The organism is Psychrobacter sp. APC 3281 (assembly GCF_030407815.1).
Lineage (GTDB): Bacteria > Pseudomonadota > Gammaproteobacteria > Pseudomonadales > Moraxellaceae > Psychrobacter.
The window spans coordinates 32,744-58,427 of the sequence record NZ_JASDCS010000009.1; the positions used below are offsets into that span (position 1 = coordinate 32,744).

Below are 25,684 nucleotides of genomic sequence, written 5' to 3' on the forward strand. Positions count from 1 at the left end.
TTAGGCATCAGCTCTTATTAATAACTCAACAATATACGACAACTGTTGTCGCCTTACTTTCTAGTTTATTATTAGAGTTATTAAAAAAGCCAAATACACTTAGTATTTGGCCTTAGTATAAGTTCCTCATACTAGATTTGGTTCTTTGTGTTTTACACTACTTCAAATCATTGATTGTGATTGAGTAGTTAGTACTTTGAGCGCTTCCTAGAGTGGCATAACCCACTTGTTCAATAGCCTGCTGCGGTTTGTAAGGGTTAAACAGCTCATCGAGAGTGTAATGAAAACCGCAATCCTCTATCCCAAACACGTAATCAAAAAATACCTTTGCCATAGCAGACTGGGGGTGACTAGCGTCACGATAAGACTTGTTAGGATACCAACTACCACTAGATATCTTACTGAAAACCCGTTCGATATTACCTGAAATAGAGTTTGATGCATGCTTTCTAGTAATATTCGGTTTTTGCACGAAGGCAGCAGCACTTTCAACCGCTTTATAGATTATATAGTGCATAACAGATACAGAACATTCAGCTAAACAAACTCTAAGTAAGCTTACGAGCTTGTCACCAATAGACGGTGCCAAGTCATTTATCTTTGACCTAGTAATTAAGTAGCTCAAACATTCTCCTAGCTGTATTTGCTGGCACCAACTTTCAAACTGAGGATTAGCTACTAAGGAACTGATATTCTTCTTAGATTTAGCATCCAACATTGCTTTAGTGAGATCGTCATTACCATAAGCAAACTCAAAATTTACCTGATGATAATCAATTTCTAGTGCTCGTTTACTATTAACATTAACGTAGTCATAGCTCTCTTCAGGAGCTAATAGGAGTAGGTTCAATTTGAAAAGATGATGGAGTATATGTTCATCCAACCCAAAGAATGGTGACAAAGCTAATGATAGATTATTACGTAGAGAGATCGTTGTTTTTAGATTTTCTGTTCCTAGGCTGTCTATAGTGGCAGCAAGTAAAAGCCTATCTACTTCATTAAGATCAGTTACTGACGGGACCTCAGCTAATTGAATGCCTCTATAGTTATTAATATGTTCGAGAGTTGCTTGTCTTTGCTCTTCTTTTAAACGCTCTTGCTCAAGACAGTACTTTAGATGTTCTTGCTCTCTTCTTTCTAGAAAAACGTTCCAACACTCGTCACATTGCCAACTATCAGGTTTTAAGTGAACCAGCTGTGAACGAGTATGGCAAACCTTAGGTTTACCGCAGTCTACACACTGGCAATCTAGTACGATTAGGTGAGCATTTGCCTTAACGATATTAGGTATATCTTGATGCTTAGAGCCAAACTCTTGACCTATCTCTCTACAGGTATATATAAAACCACTTCTTTTACCGCCTTCTCTTAGCCAGTACCTCTCACAGATAAGCTTATTAGTTTCTGTAATATCTGACTGATACTCTAATTTAGTTTTCATACTTATCTCTCAATACCGACTATATCCCGTGGATATTATAGCTGACCACTGTGAGTATTGCTATTTTTAGCAGTGGTTAATGAGATGACGACAGATGAGCGCATGATAGCTTTTGGAAAGCGTGTTCGTGAGGTACGAAGAAATAAAGGAATATCTCAGGAAAAACTGGCTGAACTAGCAGGAATCGATAGAAGCTATATGGGAAATATTGAGCGTGGTGAGAAGAACATCACGCTCAAAAAGGTCTATGAGATCTGTGAGGCTTTAGGAGTTGACATAAATGATCTAGTTTAATAGTCCGAGATCATCCTAGTTATCGTCATTTTCAACATTATTTACTAACTGCTGCCAATCATCGGTAATTTGCTTCCAATCAACATCTCTTTGTATGTCTTCACCTTTAGAATTTTTACCTGTCCATACGTCCCAATAATCTGGATCATTTGATTTTGGGCGATGACCTTCTGGTAAATGATTCATTTCAACTAAAACTGGTAGCTCAGAAGCCCATCCTAGCAAAAACGCATTTCTTGAAGGCAACCCTGGTAAATCTCGCAACAAACCTCTTAAGTTATCAGGAACAAGCTTGTGTACCAATTCTTGATCTCTTTCATTACTTATTCGGTGTAAGAGAAAACTATTACATTGAGATAATACAGTAGGGGATAGTTCGCTTGGTCTCTGTGATGACAAAACCATGCCTAGCCCAAACTTTCGTCCCTCACGAGCGATCTTTTCAAACACCTTGCAACATACTTCCGCAGAGCCATGATACTCATTATCATCTTTGTAACGTTTGACGAATGTATGCGCCTCTTCCATGACTAACACTGTCGGTAGTGTTTTTCCGTCATTTAGTTTGCGATATCTCTGTAAAGACTCTAACGTTATCCGAGCAATAACAGCCGTTAAAACATGAATAATATCAGCAGGCACTAAGGATAAGTCTATAACCGTCACTGAACCGTTTGAGGCTTTGTTATCTCCGATGTATTTCTCTAGCCATTCATGCAGTTCTATATTCGAATCGCTCGAAATAGACTTCATTCGAGTATCCGAAAGAATTGAACGTACTCTCATTAGTAGAGTCTCAACATGATCTGTTACTTTCAAAAGCTCAGCATTTGCCTCAAGACTTTTGATAAGCTGATTACCCTCAAACTTTCTAGGGATATCCGCATCTATTGGTAAAACGTCAGTATCTTGTCCTCCAAAGCTTGAATGTGCTTTTTTTAGAAACCCATAAAACTCAATTATTTCGGGTCTAGTAAACTGCCATATTGGATAATTTCCACTTCTAGATTGCTCAAAACTATTAATTTTAATAATTACTTCATTTAAAGACTCACTTTGCTCTTCACTAAATTCATTAAGAGGGCTTAAGCCGTCCCTCCATTTCTTGATCATCTCAAGAAAATTCTTTGGATATGGAAACTTTGTATAAGGTCCACTAGAGTGCATCTCTATATGTGTGATATTTAACAAAATCTTTAAATGTCTACGCATTTCCTGACTAGTAGTTAAACCTTCTTGGAAAACACCCTCTCGGACATTTCGTAGGGATTGTATTAAAGTTGGACGCTGTGTCTTTGCACTCGCTTGAGTAAATGCACACCATTCGGCACTATTCCAGAACCACAATGGTACTTCTAAAGCCTCTGACGTATTTTCTTCTATGCTGCTTTCAGTAGAGTCTGATATAGAAGCGTCAACTTTAAAAATCTTAGCTGTGGTCAAGTCCTCGAAGGTTTTTGCATACTCACCATTAGGATCTAATACAATAAACCTTGCATTAGGTTCACCACCGTCAGTCCTAGCCTTTTTAGCAGCATCAAGTGACCAGCGAATTAAACCAGCTACAGAACAAGACTTACCACTGCCTGTATTACCTAACACCGCTAAATGTCTACCAAACAATCTATCAGGATCAATCATTACTTTCGCATCATTAGCTAGAGGGCTTGTACCTATCAAAACTCGTCTATTTGCTCCTGATTCAATGATGTCTCTGAGCTGGCTTTTGGTAGGCAGCAGTACAGGCACACCAACACTTGGATAACCTTTTACACCACGTACGAATTTATAATGTTCATTACCACAACTATCTGTTTCGTCAAAAATCAAACATCCTAAAGGGTTTAAACTCATTTTTCTTAGAGGATAAGGTAAGTCTATAAGACCAAAATCCTGCAGCCCCCGTCTCTTGGGGTATTGTGAGCGTTCAATTGTTATCCATTCTACTTGACCTACAAGATAGCCTGAATCACTTGGAATAAGCAGATACCCGTTAACTCTTGGAAATGGGCGAGGCGTACCAGTATTCAAAGCTGTTCCATCTGGAGCGTCAATATCAATAAGTACCTTGATTTGATCTGGAGATACAAAATCAACAGTACCAACCCTTAATGACTCTGCGTAAGCAACTGGAGATATTGACATTACGAAATCCCTATAACTGGTCCAATTGAATCTAACTCAATGTCTGAAGGCTTTTCTTCTTTTACATTTGGCAACCGTTGTTTAAGAAGTTCTGTCATGCGAGAAGTAGTTTTATCAATGGCTGCTTTTGGTAGATAATACTGAGTTAAATTTGTTATATCAGCTAGTTCGGGACCTATTAGCAAACTAATTTGTGAGTGACGACCCCATTCATCATATAGCTTCATGATTCGGCCTAAAGGATCATTAAATGAAATAATAACGAGATGAGTGGATGGTATAGTTAACATATCTCTCATTACACGATTTATATGTTCGTCCCCAAAGCTATAACCATATGTCACTAATGTGCTATTCGGACGACAAACGGCTGATGCTAAATCACGAAATAGTTCAATATATGGATAATTTGCAGTTTCCTGATCTTTTGCTGCATTAGGAAAGACCATCATTTTATGCGCTGTTGTATCGGGATACCCAGCTACATCAAGATACGGCGTTAAAGACGAGGCTCCAAACGGAAGCCCCACTCTTCTGATATCATCACCATATTGTAGCCAGTCAATAGAACCATGTAGCTTTGAAAATCTCACTACTCCTTCTAAATATCTCGGTTCACCACGTATTCCAGGCGGATTATAATGTAAATCTATATCTAATCTAGATGATCTAAATATAGGAGATATATTGCCAATAAAACGATCGATTAAATGAATACCAGCAATTTCTGCTCCAGTCTCAATCAATCGGTCATAATTAGTGGTAAATATATTTAAACGGTCGCGAACCCCAGTTCTACTCGCAAAACTCATTAAGAAAGTGACAAGAGTATTAAATGCTAATTCCCGATTTTTTTCACTAGACTTGGCTATATTTCGTTCGCTGGTTAATATTGCTTCAGCAAATTCTTTTAACCCAGACTCAAGCTCACTTCTTAACAATGAAGCTTCGGGTTTGTTAAGTATTTCTAAACCTCTAAGTAACTCATTAGCCACACGTAACTGGTCTTCAATATTACCTTCTCTACGCCCAGCAGCTTTAGATGACTCACTAGCCGTTTCATCAATTTCTTTACCATGCGTATTTAAATCTAATTTAACCATTCCTGCCGCAGGTTCATCAGCTGCAATATAGTGAATAGCATGAGTAATACCTGCACCTGCAAGCAATGAAAGATGTTCAGATTGAAATAAAGCAGTAAGCCAAGGTTCTATACGAGATCTTAGGTCTCGATGACTAAAGCTTTCAGAGCCGTTTAACCAAGCAGGGTTTGAATTTGGGTCAGACGTGAACTTCATTTCTTTATTATTTTTAATATCGGGATCATCTTCCGTAATACTAGTTACTCCAAAAAACGTAGGTTCATGATCATCTCTTACTTTAATTATATTTGGGTAATTAGACATAAAAATCCTTTTTGCTTAAATTGGTAACACTGAAGATATGAAATCACATAATATCTAATGCCATTATCCATAAAGAGCGATTCAAGCTACAATATCCTTAAATGCTATTGTTATGCTATGAAGACCTATCATTCTCTAACGCCTTATTAACAATATCTTTTACCAGGTCATCTTGAAACTGGGTACTAAAACTCACACTAAGCCCGTCTGCTTCCATCTGATTAAACAACTTCTCAGCATGCTTTATCTTACGGCTTTCCTCTGCTCTCAGATTATCAGATGAGCTGGTATCTTTAGTCTCAATAATTAAATTTAGCGTTTGACCTTTATCAGTCTCAACAACATAAGCAAAGTCAGGTGAGTAAGTGCCGCCCCCAGCTATTGGTATTCTGATTGAATTTCGGGGAATCTTACTAAATACCGTCACATGCTTTATTTCCTCTTTTATATTCTGCTTTTCTAAAGGCGAATCATAGAAGACATCTTCGAAAAGATAAGCATCATCGGGCTTACCATTATCATAATGAATACCTAGCTGACCTGATTTTAACTCGAGTAAAGGTGAGCCAGTTGAATCTGTATAGCTGGTAGGATGAACTTGATTAGATATGATGTTATAGCCTATTTCAAACTTCTGCATAGCATTTTGGAACAAATAGAGTTTTATCCCGTCAGTAAACTTACGGATAGTTTGGATGTTCAAGTAGTCATTAATATCTAGACCCTGTTCACCTTTGTCTTTTAGATGTCTGAGAGTAACGAACGCTTTATGTAAGGTGGGCAGTTTTATATACGTCTTTTCAGATAACTGACGTAAGAAACTGCCGTAACTCATTGTGCTGATTTTTGCGAAGTCTTCCTCATCGTCATATATACTCTGATAACCAGCTTGGTTATTGTAGATATGAAGCTTCGATACCTTTGTTACGAGTCCAGTCTTACTGAAGTTATTAGCGGTAATTTCTTGCTTGAGATAGTCCATAAGTAGCTTTTCATAAAAATTACCCTCATCTTCAAACTGATATTCTAAAATAGCGCGCTGGTTAATCAGCTCCCATAGCTCCTTAAGTTCTTCATACTTACCGAGTCTAACTTTGGTTTTAGATTTAGTGTCCTCTTTAGACTTATTCTCAATTTTGCCTTTTTTAAGTGCTTTACCAAAGGCATCAGGATAGAGGTCTTTAAGGGCTTGATAACCACCCTCCAAGAATTTCTCATCATCATCAATTAAATTTTGGTCATAAAGTTGATTACTGAGCTCTCTTTTACTCACTTCATAATGATTTTTGATTTGCTCAACTAACTCATTGCTTAGCTCCTCTGGCACTACTTCTGAAGCAGAGGTCTGATTAATCTCTCGGGTCAGCTCCTCTACAAAATCCTTTTCCGTAAAGTCGACATAATAGTTTAAGCGAAAATCATCAGTCTTCTCTCTCGCCATGTGTTCATTGACAGGGAGACGTAGCCCTCGACCAACTTCCTGTAATTTAGAGGTCGTACTACCACTTGAACGGAGCTTACAAATTTGAAAGACGTTTGGATTATCCCACCCTTCGCGTAGTGTCCATTTAGAGAAAATAAAGCGTCTTGGATTATCCAGTGACAATAAACTTTCTTTGTCATGCAAAATTTCGTTAATCTCAGCTTCAATTTTCTCGTCGTTACCCGTGTTATCTTTTGAAAAATAGCCTCCATGGGTTAGACTGATGTCTTCAATAGTACGCTGTAAATACTGTTTATAAAATGGATCTGTTTCTTTGGTAAGAGAGGACTTAGCTATTGCCAGTACCCAAGTCTCAAATTGTGTTTTTAAACTGCCAGCGAGCTCATTACCGTCTCTATAACCCTCAATATCATCAATAAAGAACAAAGTTAATGGTTTAATACGAGGACTACGAGTAAGCAGCTCCCGCTCCAGTTTAAAGTGCTCTTTGATAGCCTTTTGAATCATACTGTCTTGAAGCGACTCATGATAAGAGTAAGGATTAATACTCTCGTCCTTTTTAAGCTCAATACCGTTACTAAGAACCAAAGTAGTTTTGTTTAGTTTTTCGATATTTAAACTATGTATCGCTGAATGGATACTTGAAAGTGAGTCATTATTGCCAAGTATATGGCGAGTCTTGGTACCATTCTCGCTAAGCTCAAACTCAGCTTCTTTACCATCTAATGACTTTAAAGTGAGTTTAGCGTTGTCATTACCTGATAAGGTTTCAACATAGGCGGTAACTCCTTTGACTAGGTCTTGGTTAAAGGCATCAACAGCAGTTAGATGGTAAATGAGGTTTTTATATTCATTATTGAAAGTTGCACCATAGCGTAGCGTGAACTGTGCTTCTAAGTTTGATATGCTTTTCCACGTTTTACCCGTCTGTGGAAATTTATGTGGTTCGTCTATGATAACGACAGGGTTAATACCTGCTAAAGCATCGATTGCTCTATCATACTTCTCTCCAAGCAGTGCTCGATCAAACCTTTCTTCTTGAATAGTAGGCGAATTAATCATGCCTTGATTAATCACCAAAACGTGAATTTTGCTCTTATCACCGTGACTGGCATTCACAAACTGAGTCACAGACTCTGGCATATAGGATCTTTTGCCTTTCTTACTTTTTTTGCTTTCAACCACGTAAGTGACAATTTGCTTATCATGATATTCACCTTGAAAATCATGACGAAAGTGCTCACGCAAAGCATCACTCTTTAGGAAGTTTACCGTACCAGCTTTAATAGAAAGAGTAGGCACGACGACGATAAACTTAAACAGCTCATAGATTTTGTTAAGCTCATACATGGTTTTGGTATAGGTATAAGTCTTACCTGTCCCTGTCTCCATTGAGATATCAAACACAAGGTCATCACTGTGCTTGTCTGTGCCAAATATACCGTTCTCTTGTTGAGTTTGCTTGATATCACTAGCTAGTACGCTAGCGTTAAAGCTAATCTTAGGATTGATATACTGGCTGATGATATAGTCACTGGAAGGATGAAATTCTACGTTCAAAAATGACTTTATTAACGCAGTAATCGCCTTTTCTTGGTGAGGTAGATTTGGTTCAAAGTTAAAGCCTGCCATGGTCACTCTCGTCTATGAAGTTGAAAAAGAAAATAGCTATCAAAAATTTAGTATCTAACAATAATATTGATAGTGATTTTCTTTTTGTTTTGATAGCTTCTGATGGCTTCGTTTAACTCCATTTGCATGGCGGTATCGAAGTTGTAGCCGTTAACTATGATTCTATCTGGCGCAAAATCTTTATCTTCATCTAACTTGTCTAACAAGCACTTCAAGTTTTGAGTGCCAAAGTCAGAGGCGATTAGATATAGGTTCTTATTCACCAGCTCAGCGTTATAGCCCTGCAAGTCTATATCTTCAATTTGCTGTGTTAGATGGTTATTGTCATATAACATCCATGTCGTCAGCAGTGCTTGGTACTGTTCATCACTGAGCACCATGTCGTCAAATAGGCTCTCATTACTAACTTCAAAGTCATCATCTATCTTGGGACGGAAATCATTAGTGGTTTCAAATATTTTGAAGCCTAAATCCAAAAAATTGTTAGATATTTCTTCTTTAAAGATCTTAGCAGTTCTACTTAACCGTTCTTTAGTTATATCAAAGATACTTAGATATCCAGCTTTGTATGCTTCTGATTTTTGCTTTGATTTTTCATCTATTTGAACAAGAATAAACTTTAAGTTAGATGACTCTTTCGCATTCAAGTGCCAAATTGAGTGAGCAGTTGTCCCTGAACCAGCAAAGAAATCTAAAACTATATCTTCATTCGTAACTCCAAAAGCTTTCATTAATTCAGCTAGAAGTAGCTCATCTTTAGGGTTAGTAAATACTTTCCCGCCCATCAATCTACTTAGCCTCTTCGAAGAAGCACGACTATCTGTAAATCTCAAGCTAGTTAAACTTTGATTTTCTGTTTCTTTCAGGTAAGTCTTATTGTTCGGTACTTTCGTGTGATCTTCCCCAAAATGGATTCTGTCTTGCTCTATAAGCTCTAGCATTTTTGATTCAGGACAAAACCAACCTCTTGATGGCTGCTTGCAAGGTTGTTGAGTAGTAGGGTGCATTACATCATATACGTATTGACCATCATTAGGACCAGATATATCAGAGGCAAAGTAAACTCCTCTATTGTCCATCCAGTTATAGTGTTTACTCGAAAAAACTGGGCTGGACTGTGGAAATCCTTTATACCAAGCTAACGCTTCTTTATGAATCTGGTTCCAATTATCGCCATATTGTTTATGGAATTTATCAAAGGCTTTATAAATTTCATCTAAACCACCTTTTTTTTCAGTCCAGTCTCCTTCATTTGTGCCTTTACTTTTTGTAAAAATAAGAATGTACTCGTGCTGGAAAGATATATATTTTTGATCATTCTTTGATGTGTTCTTCCAGACGATCTCTCCGCAATAATTGCTCTCACCAAAAATTTCATTCATCACTGTTCTAAGAGTGAAAAACTCGTTTTCATCTATTGATATAGCAATCACACCATCTTCTTGAAGAAGTTCTCTAGCAATATACAACCTAGGATACATAAAGGTTAACCAAGCACTGTGACTATTCGAACCCTTAGCATTAAAGCTTAAAATACGCTCCGCCTCAGCCTTATCAATACCAGCTAAGCGACTTAAATCATCCACTGAAAATTTAAAGCTATCTTGGTACACAAACCCATCTGATCCCGTATTGTAAGGAGGATCAATATATATCATTTTAATTTTTTCACGGTAGCCATTGACCAAATGCTTCAATACTTCAAGATTATCGCCTTTAATCAGTACATTACCGCTATCACTGTTCTCTGAGCTCTCGTTATGGGCTGTATCAGGCTTTAGTAGCTTTTGTGGCGGTAAGTTGGTTAACAGCCTAGCATAGGCTTTACCAAGCCAATTTAAGCTATATGATTCCTTGACCATATCTACTTCGTTGGCTTTTACGACCTCCATCATCTTTTCAGGCTGAAAGTGACCATCCTTGTCAAAACATTGAGGAAAATGCTTTTTCAAAATAGCAATTTGTTTGCTATTTGCCGTTTCAGTTTCATCAAAGAGGGTTTCGGTAGACAGGTTGGTCATGATACTTCCTAAGGTGTAAGGTAAAAGGAGCACTTATAAAACTGCTTTGGCATTATGACAAAGTCATTCTATCCAAACAATGAGCCAAATATTTCAAACGACACATATTGTCGCATATGCTCGGCTAATGTGAATTGTTAATCAGCTAACCTGCTATTATAACTTTATAAAATTCGATAGTCATGAAATAGGAGTAGATAAGATGTTTGAGATAAAAGGGCTGGATCAACTGAACAAGACATTAAGTGAGTTGGGCAAAGTGACCGATGAGCTTGAAGGTGAATTAGGAACCATACAGTTCGATGCTGAAAGTGCTGAAAGCATTGAGTTAGCTATCGTTGAAATGGAAAATATGATTGATAAAAAGTTCGAAAATTACGCTTCAAATCCTGTGGCTATCGACATGGCTAACGGTATAAAGGCAGCCTATAGGCAGATGATTGTAGATAAAGCAAGTGAAGCAAGAATACAGGCTGATAGTGAGGGGAATGAAAATGGCCGTTGATCTATTCAAAAAAATTGATAATACCGTGTTAGATCTCCAAGCCTCACAAAGCCAAACCTATGAAGGGTTGCTTGAAAATCTAGCTCAGTTGTTAAGCCATGAAGACTTACAGCCTTTCAATGAAACACTTACTCAAAATATTGATTTAGAACAATTTCTAGAGGCGAGCTATGCCACTCAGCAAGGGATGTTTGGCACTAGCAAACTACAGTGGACTGGTAGTGATGAACAAGACCTGGGACTAAAGTATGCATTAGTTCAAAAACTAGGTAATGATACAAGTTATGCGTCAAATTTTGCATACGAGTTTTTTAGTAGCCGCGATAATAAAATAATCTCTTGTATTCATAATTTAGTTAGAGGATTAATCATTCCATTTGTGCGCGACTACAAAGAATATGTTGCTTCAAATAGCAAAATTGAGCCTGAGCTTAAGACATATGATGCTAACGCTGTAGCTCAATCTAATAGAAAAGTATTTGTCGTTCATGGGCATGACGATCATGCAAAAGAAATGATGGCACGTTTTCTAGAAAAAAATGATTTTGAAGCTATTGTTCTTCATGAACAGGCAAGTGGTAATAAGACGATTATTGAAAAAATTGAGCATTATTCTGATGTAGGGTTTGCAATTATATTACTGACTCCAGATGATGTAGGTAAATCGAAAAATGCAGATAATTACCACCCTCGGGCCCGTCAAAATGTGATTTTAGAGTTGGGTTATTTCATGGGCAAACTCGGTCGGAACAAGGTATGTGCATTTAAATCAGGTGATTTAGAAATTCCAACAGATTTTAGCGGTGTTATTTGGAACCAGTTAGATAATGCTGGCGCTTGGAAACATATACTATCGAAAGAGCTGAGTGAAGCAGGCTATGATCTAGATAGTAACAAGTTTATAAAGTCTTTAGGGTAAGTCATTCACATCAAAAATAAGCCGTCTAGATCCATTTTCTGGCACGGGTAGCTTAAACAGTTTGCTACAGCTGAATACCGAAGGCTATTGAAGTCTTCTCAGTTGTCATTGATACTCATTAACGGAGAGTCACGTAGTGAAAAGTACAGGTCACCATATAGCATACGAAGCATCTCTATCAATTTCTGATGGTTATACAGGATTACAGAGTAGAGATGAGTATAACGCTGCTATTATGCATATCTTTGATTTGATAAAAGCTTCATATACCTTATTAATGACTGACAGTGCAGCACCTTCGCTATTTTTATCTATTACTGTATTCGAAGAAATTGCTAAAGTTCACGCTGGGCACATGCGCTCAAGAGGAGGGCTAGAAACGAAGCAAAGAGTAAAGCGATCGAAAGACCCTCTCTTTAATCATGGCAAAAAGCATAGGATCTCTATCGACCCTTTATTTTTATCTTCTGAACGCTTATATAACAGTATTGGTAAAGAGAGAGTTGAAGAGATAATAATGAACTATGAAACAGGGAAATACTCAGCTCTTAGAGAAAAGTCGTTGTATTTTAGTCGAACTAATGAAGGTTTGCATATACCCTCTAAATTCATAAGCATTAATTTATCAGCTGAACACCTACTGATAGCTATTGAGCTATTTGGTGAATTATTTTGGGGTATGACGGCTGTTGCTTCTATAGCAAGTGATGAAACTGATGAGATTTTTTTAAGAGTGACAAAAATACTCATTCAATGAAAATTATATAATTATGCTCGTTTTTTATACTAAGCATCCGCAATCATTCAGCCAAACCTAGAACTGTATCCAATCGCTTTTGCCATCGTATAAAATCGTCACTACTTTCAGTAAGTTCGAACATACTTTTAGGATGGTTCAAGGTGTACACATCGTCAAATTTTTTTAAATAACTGCTCTTAGGCCAACGCAGTGATCTCTTAACAACTAAGCTCAGAAACTCATCCATATGATCGTCCCAGTAATCTAAATCATTGATTTTTATTATTAAGGTCGATATTGGCTTAAAGTTGTCAGTAGTATCTATCTCTAAAATGACGAACTGAGAAGTGTCAGTTTTGACTCTTACTTCAAGTAAAGACCGTCTATTGCCGTCCATCGTTCTATGTAGCCTAGAGCGCCCAACAGCAGGTAAAAAATGTAGTTTTTCAGTACAGTCAGTCTTAGGTCGTTCTGATAGCCTCTTGATTAGTAGCTTAAAGGCTTCAAATCGTTGCATATACAGTTCTAAAACATCGCTGTCATCATCAAGCCCAGAGAAGTCCGCTTGGCATGCTGTGCCGTCAATCGTGGCCTCATCTGTACCAAGATCTAGTTCTACTAACTCTTCATAATCTTCAGTCTCTGCTCCTTGTGCGCCTGAAACTCTTTTTTTGACAACTTTTCGAGTTTCTATTGGAGTTGCAAAGCTAAAGGAGGTTGTTGGCACCTCTATCGTTTTCGGTTTAGTGTCAATATCTGCTTCTTGCTGATCATCAATAGTATCACTACTTACTGAACCATTTGGCTTAGCTACGTTACTTGTACCGCCGCCTCTCGTACCAGCTTTGAATTTCTCACTATAAAATGGCACTTTTTTGGGCAAAGAGGAGAGAATATTACTGATCCCTATAATTTCATGAACATAGTAATTGCCAGTATCCTTGTGCATCCAACCTCTAGTGTCTAGTGAGAGGTTATCAAGCCGTGGCGGACTAAATTTAAAGCACCATGTTTTCTTGTCTTCAGTTTCCTGAACTTCTTCAATAAAATTTTTGGCAATACTTTCATAGGAAGAACGCGCATTTCCATCTATTAGTATCCAAGCCAGTAAGCGTCTCTGTCCTTCGTGATCAAAAGTTTTTAAAGGTAGAGAGCTTATAGGCAAAACATTTACCAATACTGAATCATCTGGCATGTCTTGAATCCAAAACTCTCTATTGAGTAATCCGTGATCAATACAGTTTCGAGCAAGATAGGCATTATGAAAAAATAACACTCGTGCAAACTCAATCTGAGGTATATGGACCGTTACTGTTGACTCATCTGGTCTGATATAGTCAAACACAAAGGTATTACCGCCGCTTTCTGAATCAATGCCTACTTGCCAATTAGCAGTAGAGACATTACTCAAAAAAAATGGGTAGCCACCTTTACGAGACTGCCCATCTGAAGGGTTTATGACTCTTCTTTTCGCGAGAGCTGGTAGATTTGATAGTCTAGTATGTAATATTTGATTTTGCCTAGTGCTTGTTACGTATAGCTCAAGATTCCATGTCTTCAAGTGTTTAAACTTGAAAATATTAGCAACGTACATTATTTTCGAGTCTTCAGGAAAACCTTTAGCGATCATATACTCACCTTGTTTATTCGCATATTTGTAATACTGTATGCATGCTCTAGAAACCTACTAGACTCAGGAGTAATTCGCTCATCACTCAATTTAGCCAGTCGTAATATCTCCCAGCGCTGTAAAGTTTGATTGTTCGATATACTATCAATTAATACCTGGCTTAACCGTCTTATTTGATAGTTACTAACTTCTTCACTATATCTGTCCAAAAATGCTGAGACTAAAGGTAGCTTATCTTGATTCTTCTCAATCATTGAGACTGAATCAGTTTGATTCATCCACCACTTTTTTGATTTACGAGGTAATGTTAAGTCGAAACATGTGTGATCGTTTATTTTGATCAAAGACCTCACAAACTCGCTATCTCGCTTTTGCCAATCTACAGTGAATCCTTTAGGTATGTGACGTTGATGGTAGTTTTTGTTTGTATTAATAAACCATGTCTTATCGTTACGATATAGCCATGCATAAAGAGCTTTATTGACTTTTCTAGCTTCTTTAATCGATTGGTGTTCTTTAATCAAGTCTAACCATAGGTTTCGATTTGACTTTACCAATTCACTGTCAGGCTTTATGGTATTTTTCGCTTTTGTAATTTTACCAGATAGGGTGGTTTTCTGGCTTTTCACCTGCATTATTATTTCTTCAAAAGTCCATTCTTGCTCCAATATTGAACTAATAGCGATAATATGTTCAAGATAACTGAACGATTTACGATGTTTACGAAAAATACCGCGAAGCCAACCTGTTTCACTGTTAAGTCTATGAAGATTGTTCGTTTCTAAAAACTCTAATGACCATCTATTTTCCACCTTTTCTAGTATACGAAGATGATCGATATGTTTAGACCCTCTTATACAGTTACTAGATCGAGCTAAACCGTGGTAAAAAGCAGTCCACTGCTCAAAAGTCGGAGAAGATTGTTCAGCTAAGGATAAAAGCTCAGATATTTTAGAAATGAGGAACCTATTATCTTCATTGACACTTCCTTGTGGATTTATATTACAGTTATGTGGAGTAGGGGCAATAAAATCATGACGGGAGTTAGGACGATATTCAACTGAAGAATCCGCTAATGATCCATGCTTGCTACAACAAGTTATGCCTGGAATTTGCCACATACGTGACCAATACCATTCACCATAATCTTTAAACTGCTCATTAAAACATTGTGGGCAGTAACGGATATATTTTACTGAGGGCAGTCTTGATGCATTACTCCCTATTGCTAAGTGAATAGCGCCTTGCGAATGATTAGCCATCCATCTCAAACATTCTTGTCGCCTAGACTCAGGGATAAAAGGAGCATACAAAGGAAAAAGCGTATGCTGGTATGCAATATAATTCAGATTAAAACGGTTATGAGGATAGTGATTCGCTATTTTAGATAAATGGCATGGCAAATCAACAGTTGCAACTACTCCTCTATCTTCAAAAACATCATCTAATAACTGCTTTGGACTAATCAATCCAGCTCTAATTTTGTACCTAGCAACTGTGCTGTAAATTAGCTCTTCGGCATACGGGATAGGGAGGTTTATCACATCAACTTACCTTAGGTAGCCAATCATTGATATCAAATATTAGCGATGTAGAATCTTTTAAGTGTTCATAAAATGAATCATCCCTTTCCTTTTGAGTGAACTGATAGCGTAAATCTTCAGAGTCAAGCGTATGCCAATCCTTTGGTTTGATATAATTCGATTTCTTTGTACGAATAATCGTTTGAGAGTCATCTTTTAAATTGCTGTTTCCAACTTTAACCTCTTTCGACCATTCTAAAATAATAGACATCAACTCGGGCATAGAGGCTTCAGGTAGCTCAGAAACTGCCTTTTTAACTGTAGGAACTAGTACAGGGGAGTCTTTCCCCATATCGACTAACATACGATGTAATCTAATGCTTAGTTCGCACCCCTGATATTCTGATACCTCATCGAACTCAGACTTCTTTTGATGTAGCTTACTTTGGAGCTGCAGTAACTTTTTATCGATGTCGGGTATTACTAGATCTGAAAACTCGGCAATTTTATCTGATCTACCAGATTGCAAGGCTTCTATCATAGGATGTATAGGTCTTAGATCTTCATCGTAAGTGGTCTGCAGTAGTTTAACCGTAATACGCTCTATCCCTGAATCTATAGCTCTGAGCTGAGCTAGTACAAAAAGCTTAACTACGATATCTAAAATGCCTTGTGACAGATCATACCAACGACTTCTTACATCGTCAGATAAGATAATATCTGCTTTTCTCAACCATTGATACTTCCACAAATTATCCGTAAACCTGTTCCATTCAGATTTATATATTTTGCCATCTGCTAAAACTATATTTGGTTCTTGTGCCATCTGCTCCCAAAAAACTGAGCCAAAACCTGCTCCACGTCGAGCTGATCTTAAGTCTCCTTCAAATATAAATCTAGCTTTTGGTGTTCCAACCATAACGACAGGAAGACCTACCGTATTTACTAGCGTCACAAAAAAATTCAACATTTTCTCAGCACCGCCAGACTTATTAACACTGAGATGTTGTATTTCGTCTATTACTAACAGTCCGATAGCATGGTGATTAGAAATCTGACGCATCAAATTCAATAAAGTTTCAATACTATGTCGTTTTAGCGCATACTTTTTTTCATAATTAGAGTCTAAAGCTTGGTCGATTGCTCTAAAAAAATGAAGACATAGGCTTTTAAGTGAACCATCATGTGGACAATCTACTCTTAGGTAGACAATTTGAGTAAAGTTCAAGTCTGAATGATAAATGACTTGAGGGTAGGTCGATAGGATTTTATTAAGGGTAGTCGTTTTACCACTACCTGAGCAGCCTATAAATGCCAAGCTACGAGCTGTAGAAGTCGCTGTAGGAAACCTAATCACATCGTCCTCACCAGACATTAAACGCTCATAGCCATTTTGAAGATGAGTATTTAAAGAGCCGTCTTTAGGATTGCGTCCAACATACCCTTCACGAATCATTATTGATAACTTCTTCTCAAGATCAATATGACGGTTGATAGGCTGAAAAAACAGACCCATCATTTGAGATATCAAATGTGCTCTAATAGAAGAGGAAGCCTGACAGTCAGAATGATTGAGCTTTATACTACCTTTAAGTTTTTTGACCACTTGTTCTGGTTCTAGAATGTCAGGCAGTGCCTCAATAAAGGGGTTCCCTTTGTAAGAACCAAAGCTTTCTTTATAAACTGCATTAATCATTACTGTCTCCAACATTCTGTAATCAGTCATCTTCAGATAAAATATCATGATAAACTGGGAACTTAAGCGCTAGCTCTTCATCATCCAGTTCACTTTGACTTCTCGTGCTTTTTTTGGTCGTAGGCAGTTGAATTAACTCACCTTTTTTAAACTTGCTTTTCTGCCTGTTCTGTCGCTCCTCATCTTTAGCTAACCTTTTGTTATCATTGATATTAGCTAACTGAGCTGACTTGCTTTTAAATGCCGTTGGTTTAGCCTTCATAGCTTCTTTTATGATTTTTTCATTTTCTCGTTCAAGGGTTTCTAATGCGAAACTACTTTTAAGCTCTTGATTGGCAGCTGTTTTTTTCTGCTCTTCTTGTATTTGCCACACCTCCCAAAAACTACAGCCCTTAAACTCTCTTGATCTATCGGATAAATGGGCTTTCCAATAATTGAGGCTACCTTGTTCATAAAAGATAAAAATTGTATTTGCATCTAAAGGATCGTAAGCAACTTTAATCGATTTAGGTCTATTGATTGTGTTTTTCCGATGAAGCCAGCCTTTTTCTCTTATTTCAGCACAAATATAGTAATTACCAAAGAGCTTGATACCTAAATCTGAAATGCTGGCTTTTTTTTGAGGTAATAGCGCTATGTATAAAGCATCCGCTGAGACAGCACGAAGCCTACCTGTTCGATGTTGTAACCCCCACTTCCATAATTCAATAGGAACTAGAGGTAAGTCAGATGGCATATCACTATCTCTATCATAGTGACTTAATTGATGAGCATTGTTATGCATCAAAATTGAATTAATAAGAATTTTTTTTAAATCTGAAATTGTCAAAGCAGCATCTAATCGGTAGTCGTTGCCACCTTTTTTCTTCTCTTTAACCCCTGTGACTACTCCTGGCGCAAATGGTTTGAACTTTGCCTGCATGGTTTTAAAGTAACGCTCCACAATAGGTTTTAAGTCGCCACGATAAGGAGGGGTATTCTCTACTCGAACTGAAAAGCTTTTTTCCAAGGTCTCAATTTGATGACCTAGTAACTCTCCACGATCTGCGAGAATTGCATCTGGCAAGCCTATACATGGCCAATCGTCAGCTGTGATATTAATACCATTATTTTTACAGTAACTTTGTTTATCCGCTACTGCCATCTCTAAGGCTTGAATACTCGTGGCATAGGAAGGGTTTTCAAATCCAATATAAAAACCTGCTACCATGCGGCTAAACACATCTGTAACGAAGTAAATAACTGGACGACCTACAATACTCTGCCTATCTGAATCAGATACTAGATAAATATCTGCAATAGTAGCGTCGATCTCATAGCGTGAACCAGGACCAAGAACTTGAGTGTTAACAGTCGAGCTTAACTGTCTCACATCTTTGTTATAACTGATTTTATTATATCTAGCTTTGAGTTTTTGAACGGAAGTAAAGTTCTTGTCATAAAAGTATTTAAACTGCCAGATACTAGGAAAGTCCTCTTCTTTAACATCTGGATTTAAAGAGCGATACATTGTTTTAAATTTTCGGTAAGCATAGACGACTGTATGCTTGCTATCGTTTAATAAGTACTTATTTATAGTAATTGAGAAGAGCCTTTCTACATCTTCATTAATAACGGCAGTAACCCCTTCCTTATAGAGCCTAGGCCTACCTAGCTCTTTATCTTTAGCAATACGCTTTTTTCCTTTCGCTCCAGAATTCTTATAGTTCGGAAGTAGAGCATTAGGTACTTGGCCTTTTTGCCAATACCTACGAAGTAATCGATATAGCGTTTGCTTTGTACTTCTTTTAGAGTCAACAATCTCATTAATGAAATTTGCACGTTCCTCTGGAAGGTAATATAAAGGGTGACTTACGATAGGCTTAATAAGCTCATAATTCTCATCTCTTTTTAACTGAGCTTTACTGCCATCTTTTGGAGTTTGTAACAGTAAACTCTGATGAGGGTCGTCAGTGATATAACACACACCCTCTTCAATCAGACTTACTAAATCCTTAATAAGTACAAGTTCAGGCAATGAGGATGTACGATCAATCTCAATCCAAACAACTTGCTCTGGTAAAAGGCTTAGTATTCTATACGTTGAACCTTGATTACTATAGACATCATTGATTCGCAACATATCCAAGCTCCTCAGTCATCAAGTCCCAATAATGAGAGTTACTTATTTGAATGTCGCTACACTTTAGCTTTCTGAAGTCTATGCGAAGGTCGAATGTGAAGAACCTCAGCCCTAATAGCGTTCTCAACTCATTAAGCGAACTGCCTACCTCACTGAAATATGCAGTATCAATATCTTTGCACACAGCGATAATGCTTTTTTCAGGATATTTGGTAAATTCCTTAGCGTAAAAATACAGACTGTCTTGAGTATCAACTGACCTATTTAGAGTAGTTTCTGGATATAGCCATTTAATGTTATTTTGAACGGCTATAGGTATGTCTTTTTCAGTGATTATCTGCCACGAAATGCCTTTAGAGTGCCAGTATCGACGCTCTATCTCTAGTTTCTCTAGAGTTCTGGGCTTCATTAGATCTTTTGAATATTTTGCCTGCAAAACAAATTGGCTAAGCTCTTTATCAGAGCTCACAACATAAAAGTCTGATGTCATAACATGAGTATTGCCTCTAATAGCAGGATGCTTTACTTGCATATTCTCTGCAATCCGAAGGGTTTCATCAAATTTAAGAGGAAATTGCTCTCGAATATCTATTATTTCTTGACTCCATTCAAGAAATAGAAATGTTGCTAGCTCTAAATCAGACATTAAATGGTGAGTACGTCTTGTTTTGTGACCGAAAACCCTATGGGATCGACCTGACGACGATATATCAGATATTTTTATCCAAGGTTTGTAATCGGCAAACTCCCCCTGACCTCTACCTTCTTTAAGCCACTTTTCTTGTTTTTTTGAAAGCATAAAAAACCCCTGCTAAAGTTATATAAACTTTAGCAGGGGGTAATAGCGGAGTCAACAGTATGATACTTTATTACTCAGTATGAATCTTTATTACTCAGTATGACACTTTATTACTCGCGTACACAGATCTTACGTAAAGTAGTTTTTCTTATTCTACCGTGACTGATTTTGCCAAGTTGCGTGGCTGGTCGACGTCTGTGCCACGCATTACTGCTACATGGTATGACAACAGCTGCACAGGCACGCTGTAGACAATAGGGGCAAGCGTCTCGCAAACATCGGGCACATATACTAAGTGCAGTCTATCTTCAGCGACCATCTGACTGGCTTCACTAGCGAATACAAATAGCTCGCCATGACGCGCATGCACTTCTTGCATGTTGGCTTTTAATTTATCAAACATACTATCTTTAGGTGCCAATACGACGATGGGCATGTCTTTATCGACCAATGCCAATGGACCGTGTTTGAGTTCACCTGCCGCATAACCTTCTGCATGAATGTAAGAAATTTCTTTTAGCTTTAACGCGCCTTCCAGAGCAATCGGGAACTGTAGCCCGCGACCTAAAAATAGACAGCTTTTCTTATCCTCAAAGCTTTCACTCATGGTCTTAATGGAACCATCAAGGTTTAAGCTGGCATAGAGTTGTCCTGGTAATTGATGTAACTCACTTAATAACGTATTTAAATGTTCGTCAGTCATGCGTTTCTGCGTGACACCAACTTTTAATATTAATAATATCAATGCTACAAGCTGAGTAGTAAATGCTTTGGTAGAGGCGACGCCAATTTCAGGTCCTGCCAACGTCGGCAAGAAGATGTCTGTTTCACGTACCAGCGATGACGTCGGTACATTACATAGTGCCAAGCTAACTAAGCCTGCTGGCATTTGCTTCTGGATATCGCGTAACGCTGATAAGGTGTCAGCCGTTTCACCAGATTGAGAAATACAGATGACCAAAGTATTATCGACGACGACAGGATTGCGATAGCGGAATTCGCTGGCAACCTCGACGGAACAAGGTATACGGATAAGGCTCTCAAACCAGTATTTTGCGATCATACCAGCGTGATAACTGGTACCACAAGCAATCACTTGTACATGACGAATACCTGATAACAGTGTCTCATGACGCTGTAAAAAATCGTCGCGTAGTTTAGTCGTTTCACCATTATCCAAAGCCATCTCTATCGTACGAGCGACGGCATCTGGCTGCTCATAAATTTCTTTGAGCATATAATGTTTGAACTCGCCTTTATCGGCATTATGCTGGGTGGCATCAATTTCATGTATCTGACGTTGGACTTCAACACCATCTGCATAAACTTGAATGCTATTGCGAGTTAATTTGGCGATATCACCTTCTTCTAGATACATAAAGCGGTTAGTCACCGGCAGCAAAGCCAACTGATCTGATGCGATAAAATTCTCACCGATGCCGACACCGATCACTAAAGGTGAGCCTAGACGTACAGTAATGAGCTCATCAGGGCAGTCTACGTGGACGATACCCAATGCAAAAGCACCGTGCAATAACGGGATAATGGTGCGGACCGCTTCTAACAAGTCAGGCGTTTTTTTGTAAATATCATGGATTAGATGCGCCACAACTTCAGTATCTGTCTGTGAAGTAAACACATAGCCCTTGGCTATTAGCTCTTCTTTTAGTTCAGCGTAGTTTTCGACGATACCGTTATGAACGACCGCAATCTTGCCTGACACGTGTGGGTGCGCATTACGCTGTGCTGGCTCACCATGAGTTGCCCAGCGCGTATGAGCAATACCAATATGACCATCAAAAAACTCTGGATTGATAGCGACGGCATTAACCAGTGCCTGTACTTTACCTACTTGGCGCTCACGGTGTAGTTCACCATCACGAATAACGGTCAGACCAGCTGAGTCATAGCCGCGATATTCTAAACGTTTTAGGCCTTCAAGTAAGATATTAGCGATATTTCGCTCAGCAACGGCGCCTACAATTCCACACATGGCTATTCCTTAGATTCAAATTTTAGTAGTTCAATATATAATGGTGCAAGATCAAATAATTTGGTCGGATATTAATGATGAGTCATCAACAGATAAATATGATGAAGCAGCACCACAAAGATTGCCGTACTGCTTAAAATGGTTCAAGAATGACTGAGGTTGGCTAAACCACCAATGAGCAATTATTTTTTAGTTGGTCTTTGAAAGTCATTTTTTTGTACTTGACGCGCACGACCAAATGCCAACGCACTACTGTTAACGTCTTTAGTAATCACAGAGCCAGCGGCCACAGTAGCAGTATCGCCAATCGTCACTGGCGCGACTAAGCTAGCATTAGAGCCGATAAACGCATTGTCTTCAATGATGGTTTGCGATTTATTAGCACCGTCATAGTTACAAGTAATGACACCAGCGCCGATATTAACGCCTGTACCGACAGTCGCATCGCCGACATAGCTTAAGTGATTTACTTTACTGCCTTTGCCGATAGTCGATTTCTTAATTTCGACAAAATTACCAACTTTGCTGTTATCAGATAGTACGGTATCAGGACGCAAATGCGCAAAAGGCCCGATATCAACACCAGCACCAATATCAGCGCGATCGATCACGCAATACGGTTTGATGTAGCAGGCATTACCAATCTTGGCATTTTTGATGACACAGCCCGCTTCGATATAGACGTTGTCACCCAAGGTACAGTCACCTTCAAACACCACATTAACGTCAATAAATACATCTTGACCAGCGGTTAACGTACCACGGATATCGACACGAGTAGGGTCGGCAAACTGTACGCCAGCTTCTTGTAAGTCAGCAACTAGCTTACGTTGCCAAGTACGCTCTAAGCTAGCAAGCTGCTGGCGGTTATTTACCCCTTCAATCTCAAACGTATGCTCAGGCTCAATTGCCGCGATAGTAATACCATCGGCGACGGCCATTTTGACAATATCCGTCAGATAATATTCTTGTTGTGCATTATCGTTAGAGAGCTTAGGCAAGTATTTGTGCAGTAGCGCATTATCGACGCAGTAGATACCGCTGTTAATTTCTTTAATACTTTGCTCTTCAGCATCGGCATCTTTTTGCTCAACGATGGCTTCAATATTACCTGCTTGGTCACGCTTAATACGACCTAAGCCAAATGGATTATCGACAGTCAACGTCAGCATCGACATACCATTAGTATTGGCATTTTTTAATGCTGTCAATGTCTGACAGCTTACCAATGGCACATCACCGTAAAGAATGAGACTTTGTCCTGACTTAGGTAAATCAGACAGTGTCACCTTGACCGCATGGCCAGTTCCCAATTGTTCAGTTTGAGCAACCCAAGTAATCGGTGCTTGTGTATATTGATTGGTAATTTCTGACTTTACTTGATCACCACCAAAACCATGAACAATGATGGTTTCATCAACAGTTAGCTGATGACAAGTATCTAGCACATGACCTAATAAAGACTTCCCAGCCAATGTCTGCAATACCTTTGGCTTTGCTGATTGCATACGTGTGCCTTTACCGGCAGCTAAAATAATTACAGAAAGAGGAGATGTCATAATAGGCTCGCAAATGTAACAAAATATAATATTGGATTATAGCGCAAATGTTCATTTATAAAAATGCTGTGATGTGCAGGCTTTGTAATTTGAATACCAATAATTTAAGTAAGTAAAATCAAATATATAAGATAGCTAAAACTGTAGTAAATATTTCTGTGAGCTAATATCAAAAAGACATGAACATCATCACAATGATGTAAATAACCAACCAAATGACCGCTGCCATGATGCCTGCAATAATATCATCTAACATTACCCCAAGACCGCCAGCAACTTTTTTGTCTGCCCAGCCAATCGGTGGCGGCTTTAAGATATCAAATACGCGAAATAGGATAAAGGCGGTCGGTAGCCAGCCCCAAAACATAGGCATCATCATTAACGACAATGTGTTTTCAGGCTTAGGAAATAAATAAGACAAAATGTAAGATAACGGCAATAAGGTAATCCACATGCCTGCCCATTCATCCCACACAATATGTGGATCATCGTGTACCTGCATTAACTCAGAAGTACGCCCACAGATCCAGATACCAACCAAACAAGATAAAATAGTCAACAGTAAAAAAGGAATAAAACCTAGACTCATGAGGGGCACACCCACAATCAGCCCACCAACAGTACCCCAAGTGCCAGGTGCACGGCGCGGCAGACCACTACCTAAACCTAGCCCAAGCCAATAAACCACACGGTCAAGCATACTGGCACCGTCTGGTAGCGGTGGGCAGTCATTTGCTTTACGGATGTCAGGCTTAGATAAGTCGTGATCAGTCATGGATTAGCCTGTAAAGTGTTGGTAACCAGTAAGATTGGGCCACGTTAAAAACGGTGCGGGCTGAGTTGGCGTCACTGGCTGATTTTGATAAAACAGTTCAAGACGTGAGTTATCAGAAGACTTGGTATCTGTCGCTATCGGATCTGCTAGTGCAATTACCTCGCCGATACAAGTGACAGGTGTGTTGCCAGTAGGCGGTTTGATATGTGAAGGCAAAGTAAATGCCAGTTCATAATCATCGCCGCCCGCTAGCTGACCTAATAAGCGATCAGACAAATCGACAGTAGATAATGACTCGCTACTCGGTAGCTTATCTAAATGGATACGCATACCGACAGAGCTTTGCTGACAGATATGGCCAAGATCTTGATAAAGGCCGTCAGAGATATCTATCATCGATGTTGCACCCATCTTTGCCAATGCTGCACCTAGCGCAATACGCGGCGTCGGCATATGTAGACGATGTGCCAACTCGATACCTTGTGCGCTGTCAGGATACTTTAAGGCAAAAGCGGCATCACCAAGTGTGCCTGAAACATAAACTTTATCACCCACTTGTGCACCTGAGCGATAAATGGCTGGTGTATCTGTGGCCAGTAATCCCTGCGCGCTGACACTGAGTACTAAACGCTCACTGCGCGTGGTATCACCACCTATCAGCGTCACGCCAAACAGCTGGCACGCATGAAACAGCCCTTTGGCAAATTCAGTGAGCCATTCGTGATTTGCTAGACGTTCAGGTAGTGCCAACGCTAGCATAATGCTATGCGGCGTCGCACCCATAGCTGCAATGTCTGAGACATTAACCGCCACGGCTTTATAGCCAATGGCAAATGCCAGTTCATCAACTCTTTGCCAGTCAGCATGAAAGTGACGACCTTGAACCAGTGTATCAATACAGCTAACCAAGCGTGATCCTGCTGGCAATGCCATCACCGCCGCGTCGTCACCGATACCTTTTTCGATACCAGTTAATGGTGCATGTGTGGCCTGCATCTGTGAGAATATACGCTCAATCAGCTCAAACTCGTTCATGGCTAG

General features: G+C 38.9%; 18 protein-coding genes. 4 read left to right on the forward strand and 14 right to left on the reverse strand.

The features are described 5' to 3' along the window. Positions 1–157: 157 nt before the first annotated feature. Positions 158–1,441 carry a hypothetical protein gene (locus tag QL886_RS09195; RefSeq protein ID WP_290178480.1) on the reverse strand — a complete coding sequence of 428 codons (1,284 nt, stop codon included), beginning with the start codon at positions 1,439–1,441 and terminating at the stop codon, positions 158–160. 84 nt (positions 1,442–1,525) lie between these two features. On the opposite strand from QL886_RS09195, the gene QL886_RS09200 reads away from it, so the two are divergent. Continuing rightward, the gene (locus QL886_RS09200; protein ID WP_290178481.1) at positions 1,526–1,735 is read left to right on the forward strand and encodes a helix-turn-helix transcriptional regulator; all 210 of its coding nucleotides are present in this window, start codon (positions 1,526–1,528) and stop codon (positions 1,733–1,735) included. Positions 1,736–1,750: 15 nt separating this feature from the next. Here QL886_RS09200 and QL886_RS09205 read toward each other — a convergent pair whose 3' ends face one another. From QL886_RS09205 to QL886_RS09220, 4 genes are all read right to left on the reverse strand, one after another. Continuing rightward, positions 1,751–3,880, reverse strand: coding sequence for a DUF87 domain-containing protein (locus QL886_RS09205; protein ID WP_290178482.1), 2,130 nt, complete (start codon positions 3,878–3,880; stop codon positions 1,751–1,753). Further along, positions 3,880–5,286, reverse strand: coding sequence for an SIR2 family protein (locus QL886_RS09210; protein ID WP_290178484.1), 1,407 nt, complete (start codon positions 5,284–5,286; stop codon positions 3,880–3,882). Before QL886_RS09210 ends, QL886_RS09205 begins: the two co-directional genes overlap by 1 nt. A 115-nt stretch (positions 5,287–5,401) precedes the next feature. Next, positions 5,402–8,362 carry a type III restriction-modification system endonuclease gene (locus tag QL886_RS09215; RefSeq protein WP_290178485.1) on the reverse strand — a complete coding sequence of 987 codons (2,961 nt, stop codon included), beginning with the start codon at positions 8,360–8,362 and terminating at the stop codon, positions 5,402–5,404. A 47-nt stretch (positions 8,363–8,409) separates the two neighbouring features. Continuing rightward, complete coding sequence (locus QL886_RS09220) at positions 8,410–10,383, reverse strand: site-specific DNA-methyltransferase (protein WP_290178487.1); 1,974 nt, start codon at positions 10,381–10,383, stop codon at positions 8,410–8,412. Between the two features lie 202 nt (positions 10,384–10,585). Here QL886_RS09220 and QL886_RS09225 point away from each other — a divergent pair, with 202 nt between their 5' ends. The 3 genes from QL886_RS09225 (at position 10,586) to QL886_RS09235 (ending at position 12,564) form a co-directional block, all read left to right on the forward strand. After that, positions 10,586–10,888 (forward strand): hypothetical protein, encoded by a 303-nt coding sequence (locus tag QL886_RS09225; RefSeq protein WP_290178488.1) that lies wholly within the window; start codon positions 10,586–10,588, stop codon positions 10,886–10,888. Next, positions 10,872–11,807 (forward strand): nucleotide-binding protein, encoded by a 936-nt coding sequence (locus QL886_RS09230; RefSeq protein WP_290178489.1) that lies wholly within the window; start codon positions 10,872–10,874, stop codon positions 11,805–11,807. The genes QL886_RS09225 and QL886_RS09230 overlap by 17 nt, the downstream gene beginning before the upstream one ends. Positions 11,808–11,943: 136 nt before the next feature. Continuing rightward, positions 11,944–12,564: an AbiV family abortive infection protein gene (locus tag QL886_RS09235; RefSeq protein ID WP_290178490.1), complete on the forward strand. Its 621-nt coding sequence runs from the start codon at positions 11,944–11,946 to the stop codon at positions 12,562–12,564. Between the two features lie 43 nt (positions 12,565–12,607). Here the strand turns inward: QL886_RS09235 and QL886_RS09240 are convergent, their stop codons facing one another. From QL886_RS09240 to thiL, 9 genes are all read right to left on the reverse strand, one after another. Further along, positions 12,608–14,176 carry a Tn7-like element transposition protein TnsE gene (locus QL886_RS09240; protein ID WP_290178491.1) on the reverse strand — a complete coding sequence of 523 codons (1,569 nt, stop codon included), beginning with the start codon at positions 14,174–14,176 and terminating at the stop codon, positions 12,608–12,610. Then, the gene (locus tag QL886_RS09245; RefSeq protein ID WP_290178492.1) at positions 14,173–15,720 is read right to left on the reverse strand and encodes a TnsD family Tn7-like transposition protein; all 1,548 of its coding nucleotides are present in this window, start codon (positions 15,718–15,720) and stop codon (positions 14,173–14,175) included. The genes QL886_RS09240 and QL886_RS09245 overlap by 4 nt, the downstream gene beginning before the upstream one ends. A gap of 1 nt (position 15,721) precedes the next feature. After that, the gene (locus tag QL886_RS09250; RefSeq protein WP_290178493.1) at positions 15,722–17,395 is read right to left on the reverse strand and encodes an AAA family ATPase; all 1,674 of its coding nucleotides are present in this window, start codon (positions 17,393–17,395) and stop codon (positions 15,722–15,724) included. Positions 17,396–17,417: 22 nt separating this feature from the next. Then, the gene (locus QL886_RS09255; RefSeq protein WP_290178494.1) at positions 17,418–19,517 is read right to left on the reverse strand and encodes a Mu transposase C-terminal domain-containing protein; all 2,100 of its coding nucleotides are present in this window, start codon (positions 19,515–19,517) and stop codon (positions 17,418–17,420) included. Next, entirely contained in the window at positions 19,501–20,316 is an 816-nt protein-coding gene (locus QL886_RS09260) for a TnsA endonuclease N-terminal domain-containing protein (protein WP_290178495.1), read from the reverse strand. The genes QL886_RS09255 and QL886_RS09260 overlap by 17 nt, the downstream gene beginning before the upstream one ends. 148 nt (positions 20,317–20,464) lie before the next feature. After that, entirely contained in the window at positions 20,465–22,309 is a 1,845-nt protein-coding gene (gene glmS, locus QL886_RS09265) for a glutamine--fructose-6-phosphate transaminase (isomerizing) (RefSeq protein WP_290178496.1), read from the reverse strand. Between the two features lie 182 nt (positions 22,310–22,491). Further along, complete coding sequence (gene glmU / locus QL886_RS09270; protein ID WP_290178497.1) at positions 22,492–23,868, reverse strand: bifunctional UDP-N-acetylglucosamine diphosphorylase/glucosamine-1-phosphate N-acetyltransferase GlmU; 1,377 nt, start codon at positions 23,866–23,868, stop codon at positions 22,492–22,494. Positions 23,869–24,037: 169 nt separating this feature from the next. Continuing rightward, positions 24,038–24,643 (reverse strand): phosphatidylglycerophosphatase A, encoded by a 606-nt coding sequence (locus QL886_RS09275; RefSeq protein ID WP_290178498.1) that lies wholly within the window; start codon positions 24,641–24,643, stop codon positions 24,038–24,040. Between the two features lie 3 nt (positions 24,644–24,646). After that, entirely contained in the window at positions 24,647–25,678 is a 1,032-nt protein-coding gene (gene thiL, locus QL886_RS09280) for a thiamine-phosphate kinase (RefSeq protein ID WP_290178499.1), read from the reverse strand. Between the last annotated feature and the right edge of the window lie 6 nt (positions 25,679–25,684).

Coding starts and splice junctions, on each gene's coding strand:
- QL886_RS09225 (WP_290178488.1), top strand. CDS start 10,586: ATGTTTGAGATAAAAGGGCTGGATCAACTGAACAAGACATTAAGTGAG.
- QL886_RS09195 (WP_290178480.1), bottom strand. CDS start 1,441: ATGAAAACTAAATTAGAGTATCAGTCAGATATTACAGAAACTAATAAG.
- QL886_RS09275 (WP_290178498.1), bottom strand. CDS start 24,643: ATGACTGATCACGACTTATCTAAGCCTGACATCCGTAAAGCAAATGAC.
- QL886_RS09200 (WP_290178481.1), top strand. CDS start 1,526: ATGACGACAGATGAGCGCATGATAGCTTTTGGAAAGCGTGTTCGTGAG.
- QL886_RS09255 (WP_290178494.1), bottom strand. CDS start 19,517: ATGTTGCGAATCAATGATGTCTATAGTAATCAAGGTTCAACGTATAGA.
- glmU (WP_290178497.1), bottom strand. CDS start 23,868: ATGACATCTCCTCTTTCTGTAATTATTTTAGCTGCCGGTAAAGGCACA.
- QL886_RS09210 (WP_290178484.1), bottom strand. CDS start 5,286: ATGTCTAATTACCCAAATATAATTAAAGTAAGAGATGATCATGAACCT.
- QL886_RS09230 (WP_290178489.1), top strand. CDS start 10,872: ATGAAAATGGCCGTTGATCTATTCAAAAAAATTGATAATACCGTGTTA.
- QL886_RS09215 (WP_290178485.1), bottom strand. CDS start 8,362: ATGGCAGGCTTTAACTTTGAACCAAATCTACCTCACCAAGAAAAGGCG.
- glmS (WP_290178496.1), bottom strand. CDS start 22,309: ATGTGTGGAATTGTAGGCGCCGTTGCTGAGCGAAATATCGCTAATATC.
- QL886_RS09260 (WP_290178495.1), bottom strand. CDS start 20,316: ATGCTTTCAAAAAAACAAGAAAAGTGGCTTAAAGAAGGTAGAGGTCAG.
- QL886_RS09250 (WP_290178493.1), bottom strand. CDS start 17,395: ATGATTAATGCAGTTTATAAAGAAAGCTTTGGTTCTTACAAAGGGAAC.
- thiL (WP_290178499.1), bottom strand. CDS start 25,678: ATGAACGAGTTTGAGCTGATTGAGCGTATATTCTCACAGATGCAGGCC.
- QL886_RS09205 (WP_290178482.1), bottom strand. CDS start 3,880: ATGTCAATATCTCCAGTTGCTTACGCAGAGTCATTAAGGGTTGGTACT.
- QL886_RS09240 (WP_290178491.1), bottom strand. CDS start 14,176: ATGATCGCTAAAGGTTTTCCTGAAGACTCGAAAATAATGTACGTTGCT.
- QL886_RS09220 (WP_290178487.1), bottom strand. CDS start 10,383: ATGACCAACCTGTCTACCGAAACCCTCTTTGATGAAACTGAAACGGCA.